The sequence below is a fragment of the Glutamicibacter endophyticus genome (assembly GCF_048457885.1).
In the GTDB taxonomy this organism is placed as follows: Bacteria; Actinomycetota; Actinomycetes; order Actinomycetales; family Micrococcaceae; genus Glutamicibacter; species Glutamicibacter endophyticus.
Genome location: NZ_CP174200.1, coordinates 846,956 through 863,503, shown reverse-complemented (window position 1 = coordinate 863,503; position 16,548 = coordinate 846,956). Strand labels below are relative to the sequence as shown.

At 56.1% G+C, this 16,548-nt stretch carries 12 protein-coding genes, 2 pseudogenes and 2 other annotated features; of the genes and pseudogenes, 6 read left to right on the top strand and 8 right to left on the bottom strand.

Translation table 11 applies throughout. The annotated features are described in order from the left end of the window. Positions 1–630 carry a Maf family protein gene (locus tag ACJD00_RS04140; RefSeq protein WP_418908605.1) on the top strand — a complete coding sequence of 210 codons (630 nt, stop codon included), beginning with the start codon at positions 1–3 and terminating at the stop codon, positions 628–630. A 626-nt stretch (positions 631–1,256) separates the two neighbouring features. On the opposite strand, the gene ACJD00_RS04135 is transcribed toward ACJD00_RS04140, so the two are convergent. Both ACJD00_RS04135 and ACJD00_RS04130 read right to left on the bottom strand, forming a co-directional pair. Then, positions 1,257–1,787 (bottom strand): hypothetical protein, encoded by a 531-nt coding sequence (locus ACJD00_RS04135; RefSeq protein WP_418908604.1) that lies wholly within the window; start codon positions 1,785–1,787, stop codon positions 1,257–1,259. Between the two features lie 17 nt (positions 1,788–1,804). Further along, complete coding sequence (locus tag ACJD00_RS04130; protein WP_418908603.1) at positions 1,805–3,556, bottom strand: RHS repeat-associated core domain-containing protein; 1,752 nt, start codon at positions 3,554–3,556, stop codon at positions 1,805–1,807. Between the two features lie 107 nt (positions 3,557–3,663). Here ACJD00_RS04130 and ACJD00_RS04125 point away from each other — a divergent pair, with 107 nt between their 5' ends. The 5 genes and pseudogenes from ACJD00_RS04125 (at position 3,664) to ACJD00_RS04105 (ending at position 5,879) form a co-directional block, all read left to right on the top strand. Then, positions 3,664–3,975, top strand: a complete 312-nt coding sequence (locus ACJD00_RS04125; protein ID WP_418908600.1) for a transposase — start codon at positions 3,664–3,666, stop codon at positions 3,973–3,975. Beyond that, positions 3,933–4,064: a sequence feature (AL1L pseudoknot), on the top strand. (Overlaps the previous gene by 43 nt.) Then, positions 4,062–4,397, top strand: a complete 336-nt coding sequence (locus ACJD00_RS04120) for an IS3 family transposase (protein ID WP_418909299.1) — start codon at positions 4,062–4,064, stop codon at positions 4,395–4,397. (Overlaps the previous feature by 3 nt.) After that, a complete protein-coding gene (locus ACJD00_RS04115) occupies positions 4,321–4,896 on the top strand; it encodes an IS3 family transposase (RefSeq protein ID WP_418909301.1) in 576 nt (191 codons plus the stop codon). The genes ACJD00_RS04120 and ACJD00_RS04115 overlap by 77 nt, the downstream gene beginning before the upstream one ends. A gap of 55 nt (positions 4,897–4,951) precedes the next feature. After that, positions 4,952–5,593, top strand: a pseudogene (locus tag ACJD00_RS04110) (RHS repeat-associated core domain-containing protein); the annotation flags it as partial. A gap of 73 nt (positions 5,594–5,666) precedes the next feature. Next, a complete protein-coding gene (locus tag ACJD00_RS04105; RefSeq protein WP_418908602.1) occupies positions 5,667–5,879 on the top strand; it encodes a hypothetical protein in 213 nt (70 codons plus the stop codon). 187 nt (positions 5,880–6,066) lie between these two features. Here the strand turns inward: ACJD00_RS04105 and ACJD00_RS04100 are convergent, their stop codons facing one another. From ACJD00_RS04100 to ACJD00_RS04075, 6 genes and pseudogenes are all read right to left on the bottom strand, one after another. After that, positions 6,067–6,492, bottom strand: coding sequence for a DDE-type integrase/transposase/recombinase (locus ACJD00_RS04100; RefSeq protein WP_418908601.1), 426 nt, complete (start codon positions 6,490–6,492; stop codon positions 6,067–6,069). A gap of 58 nt (positions 6,493–6,550) precedes the next feature. Continuing rightward, the gene (locus ACJD00_RS04095) at positions 6,551–7,063 is read right to left on the bottom strand and encodes an IS3 family transposase (RefSeq protein WP_418909300.1); all 513 of its coding nucleotides are present in this window, start codon (positions 7,061–7,063) and stop codon (positions 6,551–6,553) included. Further along, positions 7,050–7,385: an IS3 family transposase gene (locus tag ACJD00_RS04090; protein WP_418909299.1), complete on the bottom strand. Its 336-nt coding sequence runs from the start codon at positions 7,383–7,385 to the stop codon at positions 7,050–7,052. The genes ACJD00_RS04095 and ACJD00_RS04090 overlap by 14 nt, the downstream gene beginning before the upstream one ends. Next, positions 7,383–7,514: a sequence feature (AL1L pseudoknot), on the bottom strand. Its footprint overlaps the gene before it by 3 nt. After that, on the bottom strand, positions 7,472–7,783 hold the full coding sequence (locus tag ACJD00_RS04085; protein WP_418908600.1) for a transposase: 312 nt from the start codon (positions 7,781–7,783) through the stop codon (positions 7,472–7,474). (Overlaps the previous feature by 43 nt.) Positions 7,784–7,839: 56 nt before the next feature. Then, a pseudogene (locus ACJD00_RS04080) lies at positions 7,840–8,470 on the bottom strand (IS3 family transposase); the annotation flags it as partial. A 646-nt stretch (positions 8,471–9,116) separates the two neighbouring features. Continuing rightward, positions 9,117–16,079 carry a DNRLRE domain-containing protein gene (locus ACJD00_RS04075; RefSeq protein WP_418908599.1) on the bottom strand — a complete coding sequence of 2,321 codons (6,963 nt, stop codon included), beginning with the start codon at positions 16,077–16,079 and terminating at the stop codon, positions 9,117–9,119. Positions 16,080–16,548: the final 469 nt, after the last annotated feature.

The following is a 16,548-nucleotide window of genomic DNA, read 5'->3' as shown; positions in this document are numbered from 1 at the left end:
ATGACTACTGCACCGCGATTGCTTTTGGCCTCGGCCTCCTGGGGCCGGAAGAAGATCCTCTCCGAGGCCGGCTTAGACTTCGGCACACAGGTATCGAGTGTGGACGAAGACCTAGTACTGGCCGAGGCAGAAGCAACGCACGGGTCACAAAGCCCCGCACAAACCGCGCTGCTACTCGCTCGAGCAAAGGCCGAGAATGTTGCGTCCCACGAGCATCCGGCCGGAACCCTGGTGCTCGGATGCGATTCGGTATTTGAGCTCAATGGGATGGCTTACGGCAAACCGCACACCACGGCGGTCGCACGTGAACGCTGGCATCAGCTCTCGGGCGCCACCGGCATCCTGCACTCGGGGCACTGGTTGATCGACGTTAGCAACCCGCAGGAAGCCCGTGGAGAGGTCTCCTCAACGATCGTGCACTTTGCCACGGTCTCCCCGGCCGAGATCGAGGCCTACGTGGCCAGCGGTGAACCGCTGCCCTGCGCGGGGGCTTTCACCATTGACGGCCTCGCTTCGGCCTTCATTCACTCGATTGAAGGCAACTACCAAAATGTTGTGGGACTAGATGTCGCGGTGCTGCGCAAGCTACTGGATCAAAATGGCACCGCCATTACCGAACTGTGGAAGTAACGTGGCCCGAACCCGACATTGTAACGTCGTAGCAAGCTCCGGGTAAACCATTGTTGGCTTGCGTTTTTTCAATAAGCCGGTGTCGACTACTGAAGTACATGCTGCAAGGGGACTTTCAGTCTCTACCCAGACGACGGATCGCTACGTTCCATATAGACAATACCAAGCAGTCAGAAACTATGGACTCACTCAATTGAACCGAGGAAATTCCAGCTGCACGACATCAGCGATGCCGGAAGATTCTTTTGGCCAGACATACATGTCGCGAACGATCTTGAGCTGGCCCAGAGCGGGCGACCTGTCTATAACTTGCGTAGCGCTATGCGCCCTACACCAAGAGTTGACCCATTTAATCAACCAAATGAAATTCAACGATTTTCAACATCGCACCATCTCGACAAGCGCAATAGCCCGCTCCAGCCGCAAGATAGATCCACTTGCCAACGCTTCAGCGAGACACCACACAGAAGTAGAGAATACCTCACTGATTGCTGAAATAAGAACCTGCCACAAGGCGAGCACCGCGGCACCTTTATTCTGATTTCATCCTTACTGGCAGTCGCCAAGAGTTGCCACGCTCACCGGCCTCACGAGCGGTTTGGTACACGAAATTCCCTAGCGCGTAGTTAAGGATGCTCATCCCATATCCCTTGCGACGCACTTATGAACCCAGCAAAGAATTTTCCCTGAAGAACTAAACTATCCGAATAGGCCAACCTATAATACCTGGACATTCTACCCACCCCAGCAACTTCAGTCCAATCAACCCCGACCGGCCTCCGCTTCGTAGCACGGTCAAAGACCAGCCAAATTTCCGGAAATCTAGAACGATCGATTTTCGATACCTGCCAACCGAGAAATCCCCTAACCTTGTCAAGTACAGCTATGTCACGTTCTTCATTTGACTTCCACCATTGCACCACCTCATCGCGCCGAGAAAAGGAATAGGCCAGTATTCCATCCAGGAAGGCTAAGTCATTAACAGGTGCCAAATCCGAAGCATAGATCACGTGCCCCGCTCCAGTGTCAACTTCATAACTCATCAACTCACCATCGCCCGAGAGCTCAAGAGTGAGAAGTACCGTATTATTGATTAGATAAACACCTCCAGCCCCATAACTCAAGTCTATCATTTCATCATCACGATAGTGACTCATTAGATCACTCAATTGCATTATTTGTACCTAATCCTAAAAATATCATAGTGCTTACCCTTGGAATTTTTGTATCTAAACTGGTGATAAGCTCGACCTGTCGATCTATCATAATAGTTACTCCAACCAATTGCTCGACGAGGATTGTTTCTATTATCTCCGTTGTTCAACACTCCACGTCTTCCATGGCCAGAATTTCCAAACAGATAAGATTTCTTCCCCAGATACTTATTTTCAAAGGCCCACTTCTTACTGGCGTTCCATTTCTTCTTTCCCCACTGCCTGGTGTGCTTCCAAGAGGAATTGGCCCATTTCTTGGTCGACTTCCAGGATGACTTCCCCCACTGCTTTGTCGATTTCCAGGCAGACTTGCCCGACTTGCTAATAGCCTTACCTGCTGGTGCACACCATCGCTTACAGGCCATCCAGGCGCCGCGTGCAGCCCACGGAACCCACGCGAACAGTCCTGTCGTGTCACTCATTCCCACCGGGTCCTGCGGATACGCATACGACGTCGTATTCCCACCCTCAACCGGATCCCGACTCGTAAACAACCCAGTAACAGGGTTATACAAGCGAGCACCCATCAAAATCAGGCCACTACCATCCACCGCCCGCTCATCAACACCATGCCACCCATAAGACGTCGCACCAGTACCCACCGGCTCAGACAACGGATTCCCATACTCGTCATACTGCGCCCACCCAGAAATACCCTGACCCGCACCCGTACCCGTCAACGGAACCGTAGCCACCACATCACCATGCGGATTACCCAACGCCAACTCCACCGTACTGCCGGTAATCACCAACGCAAGATCGCCACCGATCGTCGACTCATACCTAGTAGTGACGGTCTGCGTTCCTTGAACCCGGCTCGTCCACCCCGGATTATCCGAACCATCCACATAATGCTTCGTCTCGGTCCCCACCGGATTCGTACCCGCAGAAGCAAGGGTTAACCGTCGTCCTGCAGGATCTCGGCCAATCGTCGTGGTCGTCCCATTACGAGTAATCGACGCCACCGCATCATCAGCGAAATACTTCACCGACACCCCACCAACCCCGGCCTTCACCCCACCAGCAGCCGCCGGCGCATCCACCGCAGGAACCATCGTCTGACGCCCCAACCCGTCATACACATACCCCGCACCAACACCCACACGATCAGCCGCATCATACATCCATGCCCGCTGCGCGGCCTGAGTACCATTCACTGTAGTAGTCAGTGAGGCACTGTTCCCATTCTTATCAAACGCATACTTACGCACCGTCACCGGAGTCACCGCCCCCTCACCAGGATCGGTATTCAAAGTTTCGCCCGGCAACGCCGTCATATCCTGCACTTCGGTGAGGCGACCGGCACGGTCATACGTGAACGTGCGGTCATAGGCTGCACCGCGGTCCCCTGCAGTCGATGTTCCGGCCGGGACGTCACCTTCCGGTGTGGTTTCGCCAACGATCCGTCCCGTGGTGTCACGGTTCAGCTCCCAAGCGATCCAGGTCCCGTTCGACGTAGTCCCGTCCTCGGCCTTCAACGGTCCGTCATACGCCAACCGAACCTGCTTGCCGGATTCGTCGTAGTCCATTTTCTGGGTGAATCCACCAGGGATCGTCTGAGTCAGGACGTTGCCGTCACCGTCATAGGACGCCTTGTAAGTTCCCGTTCCGGTGCCGCCGTGGTTTGAGACTGTCATCGTGGTGACGACACCTTGGTACTCCGCGGTCCCGTCTCCTGACAGGGCACCATACTTGTAGGTCGAGGTCGACACTGGCGAAACCGTCTTGGAAACGTTACCGAAGGCATCGTATTCAGTGGTGCTCTGAATCGCACCGGGTTTAATAGAGGCAAGGAAATTGGAAAAGGAACACTTCTCTCTTGCCGATCAAATACACCGACGAACTCAAGACCCGCGCCGTTGACCTAGTGATCCACGCGCAGGCCGACCCCAGCACCGCGAACGGCGCGATCCGACGCGTCGCCAAAGAACTAGGGCTGAGCAGTGAAACTCTGCGCACCTGGGTACGGAATCACAAGAACAGCGGCGCAACAACACCGGCCCAGTCCATCGACTTGGAAGCCGAGAATAAACGCCTGCGGGCCGAACTGGCCGAGACCAAACGAGCCAACGAAATCCTGAAGAAAGCAGCGACTTTCTTCGCGGCGGAGCTCGACCGCCCTTCAAAATAATTGTTGATTTCATCGATCAGCACAAAGACGAGCTCGGGGTCGAGCCGATCATCCGCGCGTTGCAAGGAACCCGCGCGCAGATCGCCGTGAACTCGTACTATTCGGCCAAGAAACGACGCCCTTCGGCCCGCAGCGTTCGGGACGATCAATTACTTCCCAAACTTCGTGACGTATACGAGGAGAACTTTTCCTGCTACGGGGTGCGGAAAATGTGGCATGCAATGAACGTCAAGCATGCCGATCAGTTCGGGGCCATTGCTCGGTGCACCGTGGAACGATTAATGAAAATCGCTGGTATTGACGGGGTGCGGCGCAAACGGAAGAAGTCGAGAACGCGTTCCGCGGATCCAGAGTCATGCCCGGTGGATCTGGTGGACCGCCAGTTCACCGCGGCAGCCCCCCAATCGGCTGTGGGTTGCTGATATAACGTACGTTCCGACCCAGGTCGGGTGGGTTTATGCCATGTTTATCCTTGATGTGTTCAGCCGCGAAATCGTGGGCTGGCAAGTCACTAATCACATGCGTGAATCATTAGCCAGGGATGCTTTGATGATGGCCCTAGCCCGGAAATACAGGGATGGCGAGGACGTGACCGGTCTCGTTCACCACAGCGACCGCGGCGTGCAATTCCGGTCTATTAGGTACGGGCAGGCCTTGGCCGAGTCCAAGGTCGTTGCTTCGGTGGGTTCCAGGGGTGATTCGTTTGACAATGCCATGGCCGAGGCGCTGAATTCGGTCTATAAGGCGGAGCTGATCGATCGGAAGCAATGGTCTGGGCAGGTTGAGGTTATGGCTGAGACTTCCAGGTGGGTTGGCTGGTACAACTCCGAGCGGCTGCATTCGGCGCTAGGGTATAGGTCGCCGGCACAAGTCCATCAACAGTGGTCCGAACAGAATTACACGGCCGTGGAAGCCGCGTAGGAAAACAAGATAAGGAACCTCTACTAAACTCGGGGCTTGACAGTATGACGAGTATGGGAATCCGTTGTCTGAGCCGGTGGGTACTGGTGCGACGTCTTATGGGTGGCATGGTGTTGATGAGCGGGCGGTGGATGGTAGTGGCCTGATTTTGATGGGTGCCAGGCTCTATAACCCTGTTACTGGGTTGTTTTTGAGTCGGGATCCGGTTGAGGGTGGGAATACGACGTCGTATGCGTATCCGCAGGACCCGGTGGGGATGAATGACATTACTGGGTTGTGGAGTTGGAAGAAGGCATGGGGCACGGCGAAACGAGTATGGCGAAATCCGTGGTTTCAAGTGGGACTTGGGATTGGGCTAGCGCTTGTCCCTGGGGGACTAGCAATTCGGGCAGGCGTTGGTATTGTTTCTCGGATAAGTGGAATCTACCGCGCGGCGAATGTAGCTCGAACAGCAACTCGGGTTCGATCTGTAAACGGGTTCACCAGACATGGGCTGAATCAAATTGTGTCTCGCGGAGTTCCTCCGAGAATAATCAGAAATACAATTAATCACCCAGTAGCATTGAAGCCTCAGTATCACGCGACTCTATACTTTGGGCGAAAAGGGAACGTAGTTCTCAATAAATCGCGCAATGTTGTCACGGCATACAGATCATCTAAAATTTGGAAAAAGATGCAAAAAATAGGAAGGCGTTAGATTGCGAGATAATTATAAGTCGGTTCTTCGCCTAATTAAGCGTGAGTTGGACTCCATTCGTCTTCCTGCGCCCATGGAGGATGTTCCGGAAGACGAGTATGATCAATTAGCGCTTAAGGTACTGTCCGTTTGTGCGAAGTTTAGGGAAAGCGATGCTGTTATCGAACTATCGAGATTCTGGGAAGATGAGTTCGGTGATTCCGTTGATTATAACCAGAGCTTAGAGTTGGCGAAATTAGTAAAGGTAGTGCAGGATAAGGTCCATCCAGGCCCGGATGAAAGTTGACATTGGTGTTACCTGCAATTTATGGATGGATAAACTAGTTTTCTGTACGTGAAATCTTATTTCTAAATGTAGAATGGAGTATGGCACGTCGTGAACGACCTAAAGCCGTTCTCACCCTCACCGACGACGAGCGGGATTCTGCGCCCGTCAAGTTTTTGAGACAGTTTCCTGATTGATTCGTCGAGGGTTACGCGGCCAGCTGGTGCTGGTCGCGGGTACAATACGCGGCCAGAGCCGCGACCGGGGTCTTGTATCCAGCCGTGGCATTGGGCCGTTGCCGGTTGCACCAAGACTCGATATAGTCCATGACACCGGTCCGAGCGGCTAGACGGGTCGCGTACCACTGGTGGTAGTAGAACTCGGTCTTCAAATGCGAGAAGAAGTTCTCCGCCACGGCGTTGTCCCAACACACCCCGACCTTTCCCATGGACTGGGTGATTTGATTGCCCGCGCACCACGTCTGGAACTCGGATGAGGTGTATTGACTGCCTCGATCGGAATTGAAGACGGCACCCTCAGCATGGAGATACCCGTGGTCACGGGCCATCGCGAGCGCCGAGGTACACAGGCTGGTGCGCATATGGTTGTTCATCGACCAACCGATGACTGTCAAGCCCCGAGTTTAGTAGTGTCAAGCCCCGAGTTTAGTAGAGGTTCCTTATCTTGTTTTCCTACGCGGCTTCCACGGCCGTGTAATTCTGTTCGGACCACTGTTGATGGACTTGTGCCGGCGACCTATACCCTAGCGCCGAATGCAGCCGCTCGGAGTTGTACCAGCCAACCCACCTGGAAGTCTCAGCCATAACCTCAACCTGCCCAGACCATTGCTTCCGATCGATCAGCTCCGCCTTATAGACCGAATTCAGCGCCTCGGCCATGGCATTGTCAAACGAATCACCCCTGGAACCCACCGAAGCAACGACCTTGGACTCGGCCAAGGCCTGCCCGTACCTAATAGACCGGAATTGCACGCCGCGGTCGCTGTGGTGAACGAGACCGGTCACGTCCTCGCCATCCCTGTATTTCCGGGCTAGGGCCATCATCAAAGCATCCCTGGCTAATGATTCACGCATGTGATTAGTGACTTGCCAGCCCACGATTTCGCGGCTGAACACATCAAGGATAAACATGGCATAAACCCACCCGACCTGGGTCGGAACGTACGTTATATCAGCAACCCACAGCCGATTGGGGGGCTGCCGCGGTGAACTGGCGGTCCACCAGATCCACCGGGCATGACTCTGGATCCGCGGAACGCGTTCTCGACTTCTTCCGTTTGCGCCGCACCCCGTCAATACCAGCGATTTTCATTAATCGTTCCACGGTGCACCGAGCAATGGCCCCGAACTGATCGGCATGCTTGACGTTCATTGCATGCCACATTTTCCGCACCCCGTAGCAGGAAAAGTTCTCCTCGTATACGTCACGAAGTTTGGGAAGTAATTGATCGTCCCGAACGCTGCGGGCCGAAGGGCGTCGTTTCTTGGCCGAATAGTACGAGTTCACGGCGATCTGCGCGCGGGTTCCTTGCAACGCGCGGATGATCGGCTCGACCCCGAGCTCGTCTTTGTGCTGATCGATGAAATCAACAATTATTTTGAAGGGCGGTCGAGCTCCGCCGCGAAGAAAGTCGCTGCTTTCTTCAGGATTTCGTTGGCTCGTTTGGTCTCGGCCAGTTCGGCCCGCAGGCGTTTATTCTCGGCTTCCAAGTCGATGGACTGGGCCGGTGTTGTTGCGCCGCTGTTCTTGTGATTCCGTACCCAGGTGCGCAGAGTTTCACTGCTCAGCCCTAGTTCTTTGGCGACGCGTCGGATCGCGCCGTTCGCGGTGCTGGGGTCGGCCTGCGCGTGGATCACTAGGTCAACGGCGCGGGTCTTGAGTTCGTCGGTGTATTTGATCGGCAAGAGAGAAGTGTTCCTTTTCCAATTTCCTTGCCTCTATTAAACCCGGTGCGATTCATGTCCAAGGCGCCCTGGTCCCATTGACGGTGCACCCGATCCGGCAGGTGGTACGTGTCAACGCCTTGGATCGTGGTCACGGGGGTGAACCTCCGTGGGCTGATCCCTTCGATACCTTGCCGCAGCATCGAGGCAGCCACGGTCTTGCGATCCACGCTCACACCCTCGCGACCCAGCTGCGCGGCCACCCTCGGTGCATCGTAGGTCCAGTAGGAATCGGTGAAGACCTCGGCGATTTTCTCATCGCGTTCGCGCTGTGCCGCCGCCCGCGGGCTCGGCCCTTGTGCTTGGCGCTCACACCAGGTGTAGTACCCGGAGGTCGAGACGTTCAACAGCCTGGCCATGCGCTTGATTGAGAAGTTTCCCTTCTCCGCGCGCATCAATTCGAACCGTTCGGACGGTGGTGCTTCGATGCGAAGAAGGAGGCCGCTTTTCCCAAAAATTGATTGTCTTCGCGCAGCTCGAAGACCTCCCGGCGCAACCGCTTCAGCTCGGCACACTCGTCCTCATCCAACGCTCCGTATGGCTCGCCGGCACCACGGCAATCGATCGGCCCGTATCAATGACCAGGCCCGCGGCCTCGCGCTTGTACTCCTCGGTGAACTTCCGTCGTTGTTTCTTCTGCTCTGACATCAGTGACATCCTTTAAGCAGGATTCACATCCCCCTAAATCGGGTGTCCACTAATTCAGGCTAACCCCCTCCGGAGGATTTAGACCCGTTTTACACCTTGGATTGCGCAGAGCCCATTTACTGCGATAATCACAATCCACTTTATCCGCAAATTGCCTAATCGAGCCACTCTACTTTGGACTCACCAAAGCTTGATAAATTGCCACTTTATGCCCCTGGCTAATGTATTTGTCAAAATTGACACCACCGAAGCATGACCTCCGCAACCGTGCTTTAATTTCTGGTCCTGCTCGGCGCAGGACTAGCATGCCGAAATGAAATACGATCCAAAGGGACTACAAAGCGAGGGCCGATATGTCCCCTATGGCCAGAGCTACTTCCTTAGACAGAGCTACCCCAAGTAGCGCTTAGGTTCATGTAATCACCGATTATTCACCTGCGTACCTAAGAGTTCCTTCTGGAGGCGCTAGAGTACAAGGCTCATTTGGAGCATTCGGATCCCCATGTTCTATTTCGTACTCGCATTCACCACACGAAAAGTTGTTTTCCTCCCACATGTGTTCTTGCCAAACGTGACCACACTGCTCGCACGTTGCTTCTCTCGCACGGTGCTTCATCGTACGTTTTGCTCGCCTACGCAAAATCATTTAAAACCTCTGATGCCAGCGTTTGATTGACGTTCTCTTCTCCCATGGCCGGTGACGTCCAATACCACCGATTCCTCCTCGACGGTGATAGTGAATCGGAGCCCATGACCTGAGTTTCTTACTTCTAATTCGGTGCGAATGGAGACCAAAGACTCGATTTCCCCTGTGCATGAAGTCCGTTCCGCGTCCAGTTCCTTTACTAAAGCGGGCCCCAAATCGATACTTGCTAGATAGCTTCCACCCAATGCTACGAGTGATCGATCCGTAGCCGCCACCTCCAATGGCGCCAAAGACAGTTGAGCTTGCTAGTCCACCCCATCTGAACCGCGATGACCATCCGTTTTTAGCCGTGTAGTATGCAGCCCCGGCTGCAGCTCCTACAGCCACGCCACAAACTATGCTGGCTCCGCATGCAATGGCACCCACAACCCCAGCCGCAATTACTGCCCCTCGTGCCAGATTTCTAATCCACCCTTGACCAGAAACATCATTCTTTCCCACAGGGTCCTGCGGGTAAGCATACGAAGTGGTATTGCCGCCCTCAACTGGATCTCGACTGGTAAATAGTCCCGTGGCAGCGTTATAGAGACGAGCACCCATAAGTACAAGTCCGCTCGCATCTACTGCCCTCTGATCTATGCCATGCCACCCATAAGTCGTCGCACCAGTATTCACTGGTTCGGACAGTTGGTTTCCGTACTCGTCATACTGCGCCCACCCAGAAATACCCTGACCCGCACCCGTACCAGTCAAAGGAACAGTGGCCACCACATCACCGTGTGGATTACTCAACGCCAATTCGACTTTGTTGTCGGTGATTGTCAGTGCGAGATCGCCGCCGATCGTGGACTCGTACCGAGTCGTCGTGGTCTGAGTTCCTTGAACACGACTCGTCCAGGCAGGATTATCCGAATCATCTGAGTAGTGCTTCGTTTCCGCACCAGCAGCCGCGGTTCCTGTCGAGGCTACTGTGAGGCGACGTCCTTCTGGGTCCCGAGTGATAGCTGTTGTTGTGCCGTTCCGGGTAATCTTTGCTGCCGCGTCGTCGGCAAAGTACGAAATCGTGATTGCGCCAGAACCGGCCTGAACACCACCTGATGCTGCTGGCGCATCTACTGCCGGAATGGTCGTCTGGCGACCTAATCCGTCATACACATACCCTGCTCCTACACCAACGCGGTCAGCCGCATCATAGGCCCAGGTCCGAGAAGCAGTCTGGGTTCCATTCACGGTAGTCGTCAGTGAGGTACGGTTGCCGTTCTTGTCGAACGAATACTTGCGGACCGTCGCCGGCGTAACGGCGCCTTCGGCAGGATCGGTGTTGACGGTTTCGCCGGGCTGCGCAGTGATGTCCTGCACTTCGGTGAGGCGACCGGCACGGTCATACGTGAACGTGCGGTCATAGGCTGCACCGCGGTCCCCTGCAGTCGATGTTCCGGCCAGGACGTCACCTTCCGGTGTGGTTTCGCCAACGATCCGTCCCGTGGTGTCACGGTTCAGCTCCCAAGCGATCCAGGTCCCGTTCGACGTAGTCCCGTCCTCGGCCTTCAACGGTCCGTCATACGCCAACCGAACCTGCTTGCCGGATTCGTCGTAGTCCATTTTCTGGGTGAATCCACCAGGGATCGTCTGAGTCAGGACGTTGCCGTCACCGTCATAGGACGCCTTGTAAGTTCCCGTTCCGGTGCCGCCGTGGTTTGAGACTGTCATCGTGGTGACGACACCTTGGTACTCCGCGGTCCCGTCTCCTGACAGGGCACCATACTTGTACGTGGTCGTCGAAACCGGCGACACCACCTTGACGACATTGCCGAAGCCGTCGTACTCCGTCGTCGTAGTCTCACCCAACGAATTCGTATACGACGTGGTACGCCCCCACAAATCCTGGGTCCACTTCACCTCCGACTGCGGGGTGGTGCCGGTCGCCAGTGCACGCACACCGTTCTGCACGCCCGTAGCGTCATAGAGCTTCTCCACGGGCGCAACTGCGGTGGTGGTGATGCCGCTGGTGGTGACCGTGGTCTTCAATTCCTGCCCATCGGCCCGGTAGGTCTGGGTCGTGGTGCGCTTGGCCCCATCGGTTCCCGTGGAAGACTCGGTAAAGGTCGCCGGCTGGCCATAGATATTGAACCCGGTCTGGTGCTTGGCGACTGACCCAGCGCCCTTCGGCGTATTCTTACACAGATAGCCTGCAAACTCCGGAGCGTTGCCGCAGACGGCATCAACCGCATTGGCCCCTGCCGTGTAGTACACGCTCAGCGTCGTGCCAGCATCAGCACCGGCAGACTTCGGTTGCCGGGTCTCGATCACGCGTCCCTGGTCATCAAACCGGGTCTCCGTCACGATATTGTTGGTTGTCGGTGATAAGACTTGCGTCACCTTGGTTGGAGTCCCAATAACCCATCCCGAGCGCAGGTTGTTCTTATCCGTGGCCGCGCGCCCATCCTTATCAACGGTGTAGGCGTTGTACCCGTTGAGGACCTCACTGAGCACCGGTTCGCCCGTGACCGCCAGATCCACGTCTCCGGAATTCGCTTTCGTGGTGAGCACCTTGGTGGGCAGCATGCGCGGCATGCCCCCGGCATCCACATCCGTCAAGGCTGTGTACGTCGTTTTGGTATGCACCCGTGCAGGCTCATCGTTCTCGTCGGTGGTCACAGGCGAATACGTGTCCGTAACGTACCCACGCAAGAACTCCGCCGTGGCTTCATTCCGCGCGATCTCGTCCGCTCTGAGGGCCGGATCGGTGGCCGATGAAATCCCTTCTCCATTCTCGTCGACGTACGCGGAGAGATCTGACCAGTAAAAATTCAACGATGCTTGATCCGTGTGCCCGTTCACGATGCCACCGACCACATTGGCCGGATCGGCCGCAGCGTCTTTAATCGTCCGGATCGCCCGCGCATCGTAGGAACGCTCGACGTTGCCGTCCTCGTTCAGGACGCTGGCTGTGATTTGCCATTCCCCACCAGCGTAGGACGCGGTGTTGACCACACGGTTCTGCGGATCCACGTACTGCAGGTCCGCGAACTTGTAGTCGGCTACCGCAACGGAGCCGGCCCTCGAGGTGATGATATTCTTCCCAGGCCCGAAGACCGCGTAGCCGGTCACCGGACGCTTCGCGGCTTCCTGTTCCCACAGCCTCACGCGCTCTTCACGCAGATCAGGTAGGTTATTCCCGTCAGCGACAGGGTTAATCCCGTAGACGAAACGTGCGGCCTGAACTCTTGTATTGCCATCTGTCGGGTTGCCCCGCTCGACTTTTTCCAGCCAGTCTGCTCGTCCGGACGAGGTGTTGCCCAGGCCGTAGCTGTAATAGGTGGGTGCATCGACCCGCGAACCACTACTGGTTTTCTCCTCAGTCGAAGCTAGCAGTGGCACACCGGCGGCCGAGTCAGCACCGTAGGTGTAGGTAGTCACATCGCCGGTGCGGGAATCTTTGACGCTGGTCAAGCGTGAATCAGCCGTGGTCCCGTCATAGCCGTACTCGGCGATAGTCACCGTCTTCATGGCACTGGTCGCCGGATCCCATGCAGTATAGGTGACCTTGGTGATCTTCCCGGCAGCGTCATAGGCCAAATTGATGCGGCGACACCCCTTCACCGGAGTCGTCGTATCGCATGCCAGAGCGGTTTCCGTACCGGCAATCACCATGGTGGTCTGCCCTGCCGCATTCGACACGAACTTGCTCGTGCCGGTCCCATTGCCGCCCGTGACGGTCTCGGTAATCCACTCATAGATCTTGGCATTGCCCTCCAAGATCGCGCCGCGCTTAAAGGTGGTCACCGTCCCGTCTTCCTCTGTGACCTTGATTCGTGCAGAGGTCCCGGACCCGGAGAGCGCAAGTTTCCACCCCGAGGCGCTCGCATCCTCGTTCGCCGCCACATAGGTGCCGATCTTCAACGCCACTCGCCCGTTACCAGGCTGGCGGAACACTGCCGCGGACTCATCATCGTCAATCAACGTCACGGTGCCATCAAGCGCCGTGGACTCAACGACCAAAAGGCCCGAAAGCCCTTCATCAGGGCCGTCGATATTCGCCCGCCAACCCCTGCCGAAGATCCGTGAATTCGCCCCGATCCCCGAATATGACGAATACGAGCGGCTCACCGACAACCCGGTATTTCCCGCGTTGACCTCCACATCCGTTTCCGACACATTGAGTTCACCCGTAGCCAGCGCGACCTGCCCGTCCCCGGCCTCGGCCACCGGGTAGTTCCCGCCAAACGCATGCGGCAGCTTGGTCACCTGCACCGGCTTCTTGGACTTGTTCGTCGTGCACTGTAGCCGCGAGGCCGCCGGCGCACCGGCATAGTCGAAGCACACCTGGATCTCCACCAAGGTCGCCAGACGGTCCTTGCCCAGCTCCTTGAGCTTGCCTGCCGGGGCCGCAGCGACATTAACCAATGTATCGACCTTCACCGGCTGACCCACGGCAATCGCAGGTAAGGTGGCCGCCTCATACCATCCAGCGTTCGACCCATAAGTGCTCGTATCGGCCGCCACGCTATCGGCTTCGCGCCAATACACTTTCGGAGTCACAACACCCGTGGCGGATGTGGGCCCCTGCCCCGTCACCTTGAACGAATCTGAAGTCGTGGACCCAGCCATCGGAGAGGTCAACGATGCCGCACCATTACCGAACGTCCACGTCGTCGTCGCCGAGGTGTTGGTTGCCTTATCGTTAGCCTTAACTCGAAGAATGTTTGCTCCGGTCGGGTTCCACGACAAGGTCGCTTTCCCCGAGGTGGCCGTGACGGTCTTCCACGCATCATTGTTCAGTTGATATGAGAACTTATCTGTGTCAGCACTCGATGAGAACGTGAAAGTATTCGAGCTTGGTTTCGTGGATTGCCATCCGTTATTCGAAATGCCACCAGAGGAAGTGATCGTTGGCGTCGACGGAGCCACCGAGTCAACGGTGAAAGTGGAAGCCGGGCCCGACGCCTTTGAACGCAACGAACCATCATGCGCCCACGCCTTGACCGTATACGTGCCGTTCTCCGCCAGCGACGCCTTGTAGGTCGAGACCTGTTTGGAGGCAACCGTAGTACCGGCCTGCTTCGTTAGGGTGCTCGTACCACTCATATCGAATTCAGCCTTGACATTCCCGCCGTCAGGATCCGACACCGTAGCTCGGAAGGTTGGGGTCTTGGACCTCACCCACGTCTTGCCTGCAGCGTCTTTAACTGATTCGCCGGAGTTGAACGACACCGCCGAAGGGGTACTCGGGTAAGAGTTGTAAGTGACGATGAACTGCGGTTCGATTGGATCATTCGAGCCAAGGATGTAATTCGTGGAGCGGTACCGCTTCCATGAATAATTATTCGTTTCATCCTCCGCGATCAACCGCACCCCGTAATTCTTCGTCGGGTTATCCGCCCAATACTGGGCAATCGGAGTGATCGGGTAATAGACATACCCCGCCGCGCAACTCGACGAATACCCCTTGGAGACATTGTTCGAGCCTTCGCCTGTGCTCGTCGCCGTAGGCTGCGCCGTCCACCTGACATCGGACGCCACCCACGGGCTGGTCACGCGCTGCACCTTCACCGGGGCAGAGGTGCAGGAATACGAATGATAGTTATGCATCCGCAACTCGGCCTTGACGATCTTCTTCCCATCCAGCGCCGAAGAGACAAACTGCAAGAAGGACCGGGACCTCAGCGAACCACCGTTGAAGGTACCCACCCGTAGTTCGGGGTCGCCAGCCTTGGACCCAGGCACGTCCGCCTGCACCCACGTGTCGGACACCCCAGCAGACCACGTCGGATCAATAGTCACCGGGTACTCACGCTGTGGATCCTGCAACCAATCCGCGTCGACATGCAACGTGAGAACAGGAACACCGTCTTCTTCTGTCAGCTCCGTTTCGACGAATCGCTCCGCCGCAGGCAGCCCGGAAGCTTCATCGATCTTCGCGTCCCACATCGTTGGGGCAGGAGCGAAAAACACCGTCTCGCCCTCAGAATCAAGAACTCTTAAATCGCCAGTTTCTTTGTCCTTCTTCATACTCAGGCCCTTGGAAAGCCCAATGGGGAAACGCAGAGACACACCGCCCGCGGGTGCCTCATCCAGGACCGTGCGATGAGAAAAACCTGAACGCAGTGGTAGAACCACAACATCGGCGTTGATCGATGGATCTTCCGAGGTCTCGGTAAGCGGCGCATCGGAGGGGTCTTCCGCCGTCCCGTTCTCGCTACGAGGTGAATCAGACTTTGCTGCGTCGTCACGAGGCGCAAAAAATGGCTGCTCGCTTGCAGAAGGTGATGTAGAGGGCTGTTGCTCAGAGCCTTCAGCTGACGGTTCGGTCAATGCGTCAGTAGGTTCGGAACTTTCTGAAAGGTCCGGAGTCACCGTTGCGGTCTGTGGAGCGACATCTGCCGTGGAATCATCAATCACGGGAACTTCGACTTGATCAGAGTACGTCGCCTGGTTATCGGCAATGTCAGGGACCGGAAGCTCCCCTTCCCAGCCCAATTCGAATTTCGCACCTTTGTTTTTGCCGGTATTCACCAGTTCGGCCAAAACCACGGAGTCCTTGTTGGGACCAGCGCCTAGGGCCTCCGCGCCATTAGCGACCGTCAGCTCCGTGCCATCACCAATTACCGGGTCATCCGTGGTTGTGAGCTCGTCGGCATCTCCGATGGGGACAAATACACCGTCATCTTCTATGAACCTAGCGGCGGAAGTGGTCACCGAAGTCCACGTGCCATCCGGATTAGCAAATACCTGCTCTGTAGCCGTCCGCAAAGACAAGTCCTCTACCCGATGACCGGTCGCTTTCGCAGTGATCTGCGCCGCCACCCCATCAGGACGCTCAGTGATTTCTTCAGCTACTTCAGCCGAGGTTTCTTCGTCCGCAAAAGCCTCAGGAACTACCAATCCGGAAAATACGAGCGCCGCCGAACTGGCGATCGCCACGCCCGCGAGAAACTTTCTGGTCCGCACGGGAAAATCCATCCATAAACGCGCAGAGCTATACCCCGAGAAAGATTGCACAAGAAACCCTAAGAGCAGAAGGTGACGTGGCTAGGGATTAGCCAGTGAGATTATTTGAATCTAAAAACTTGAAAAAAGCAATAGGCTTCCTGTTAATTCCCTTGAAGGATTGCACATCACCGATAAGTCCTATGCACCACTAGGTTTCAGCGGGGCCCTGGTCTCAAGTCCTACTGACCGCGGCGTGACATCCCTAGCGCGGTGGGCAGCGGACCGTAAGGCGGCACGAGGTACTTATGTAGCCGAACGGTTCCGTCTGCAGTTAGGCCATTCCGTCACGCTCTCACCAATGAACCCTCACGATCTCAGATCTTGACTCTGCAGAAGAAGCTTCTCGGAGTAAGCGCGCAGGCGTACTCGACGGACCCGACAGTCGACGCAGCGAAGGTACTCGACAATTCCGTCCGCGGTACCGTGTCGAGATTCGATC

Coding starts and splice junctions, on each gene's coding strand:
- ACJD00_RS04135 (WP_418908604.1), bottom strand. CDS start 1,787: ATGAGTCACTATCGTGATGATGAAATGATAGACTTGAGTTATGGGGCT.
- ACJD00_RS04105 (WP_418908602.1), top strand. CDS start 5,667: ATGGAGGATGTTCCGGAAGACGAGTATGATCAATTAGCGCTTAAGGTA.
- ACJD00_RS04140 (WP_418908605.1), top strand. CDS start 1: ATGACTACTGCACCGCGATTGCTTTTGGCCTCGGCCTCCTGGGGCCGG.
- ACJD00_RS04075 (WP_418908599.1), bottom strand. CDS start 16,079: ATGGATTTTCCCGTGCGGACCAGAAAGTTTCTCGCGGGCGTGGCGATC.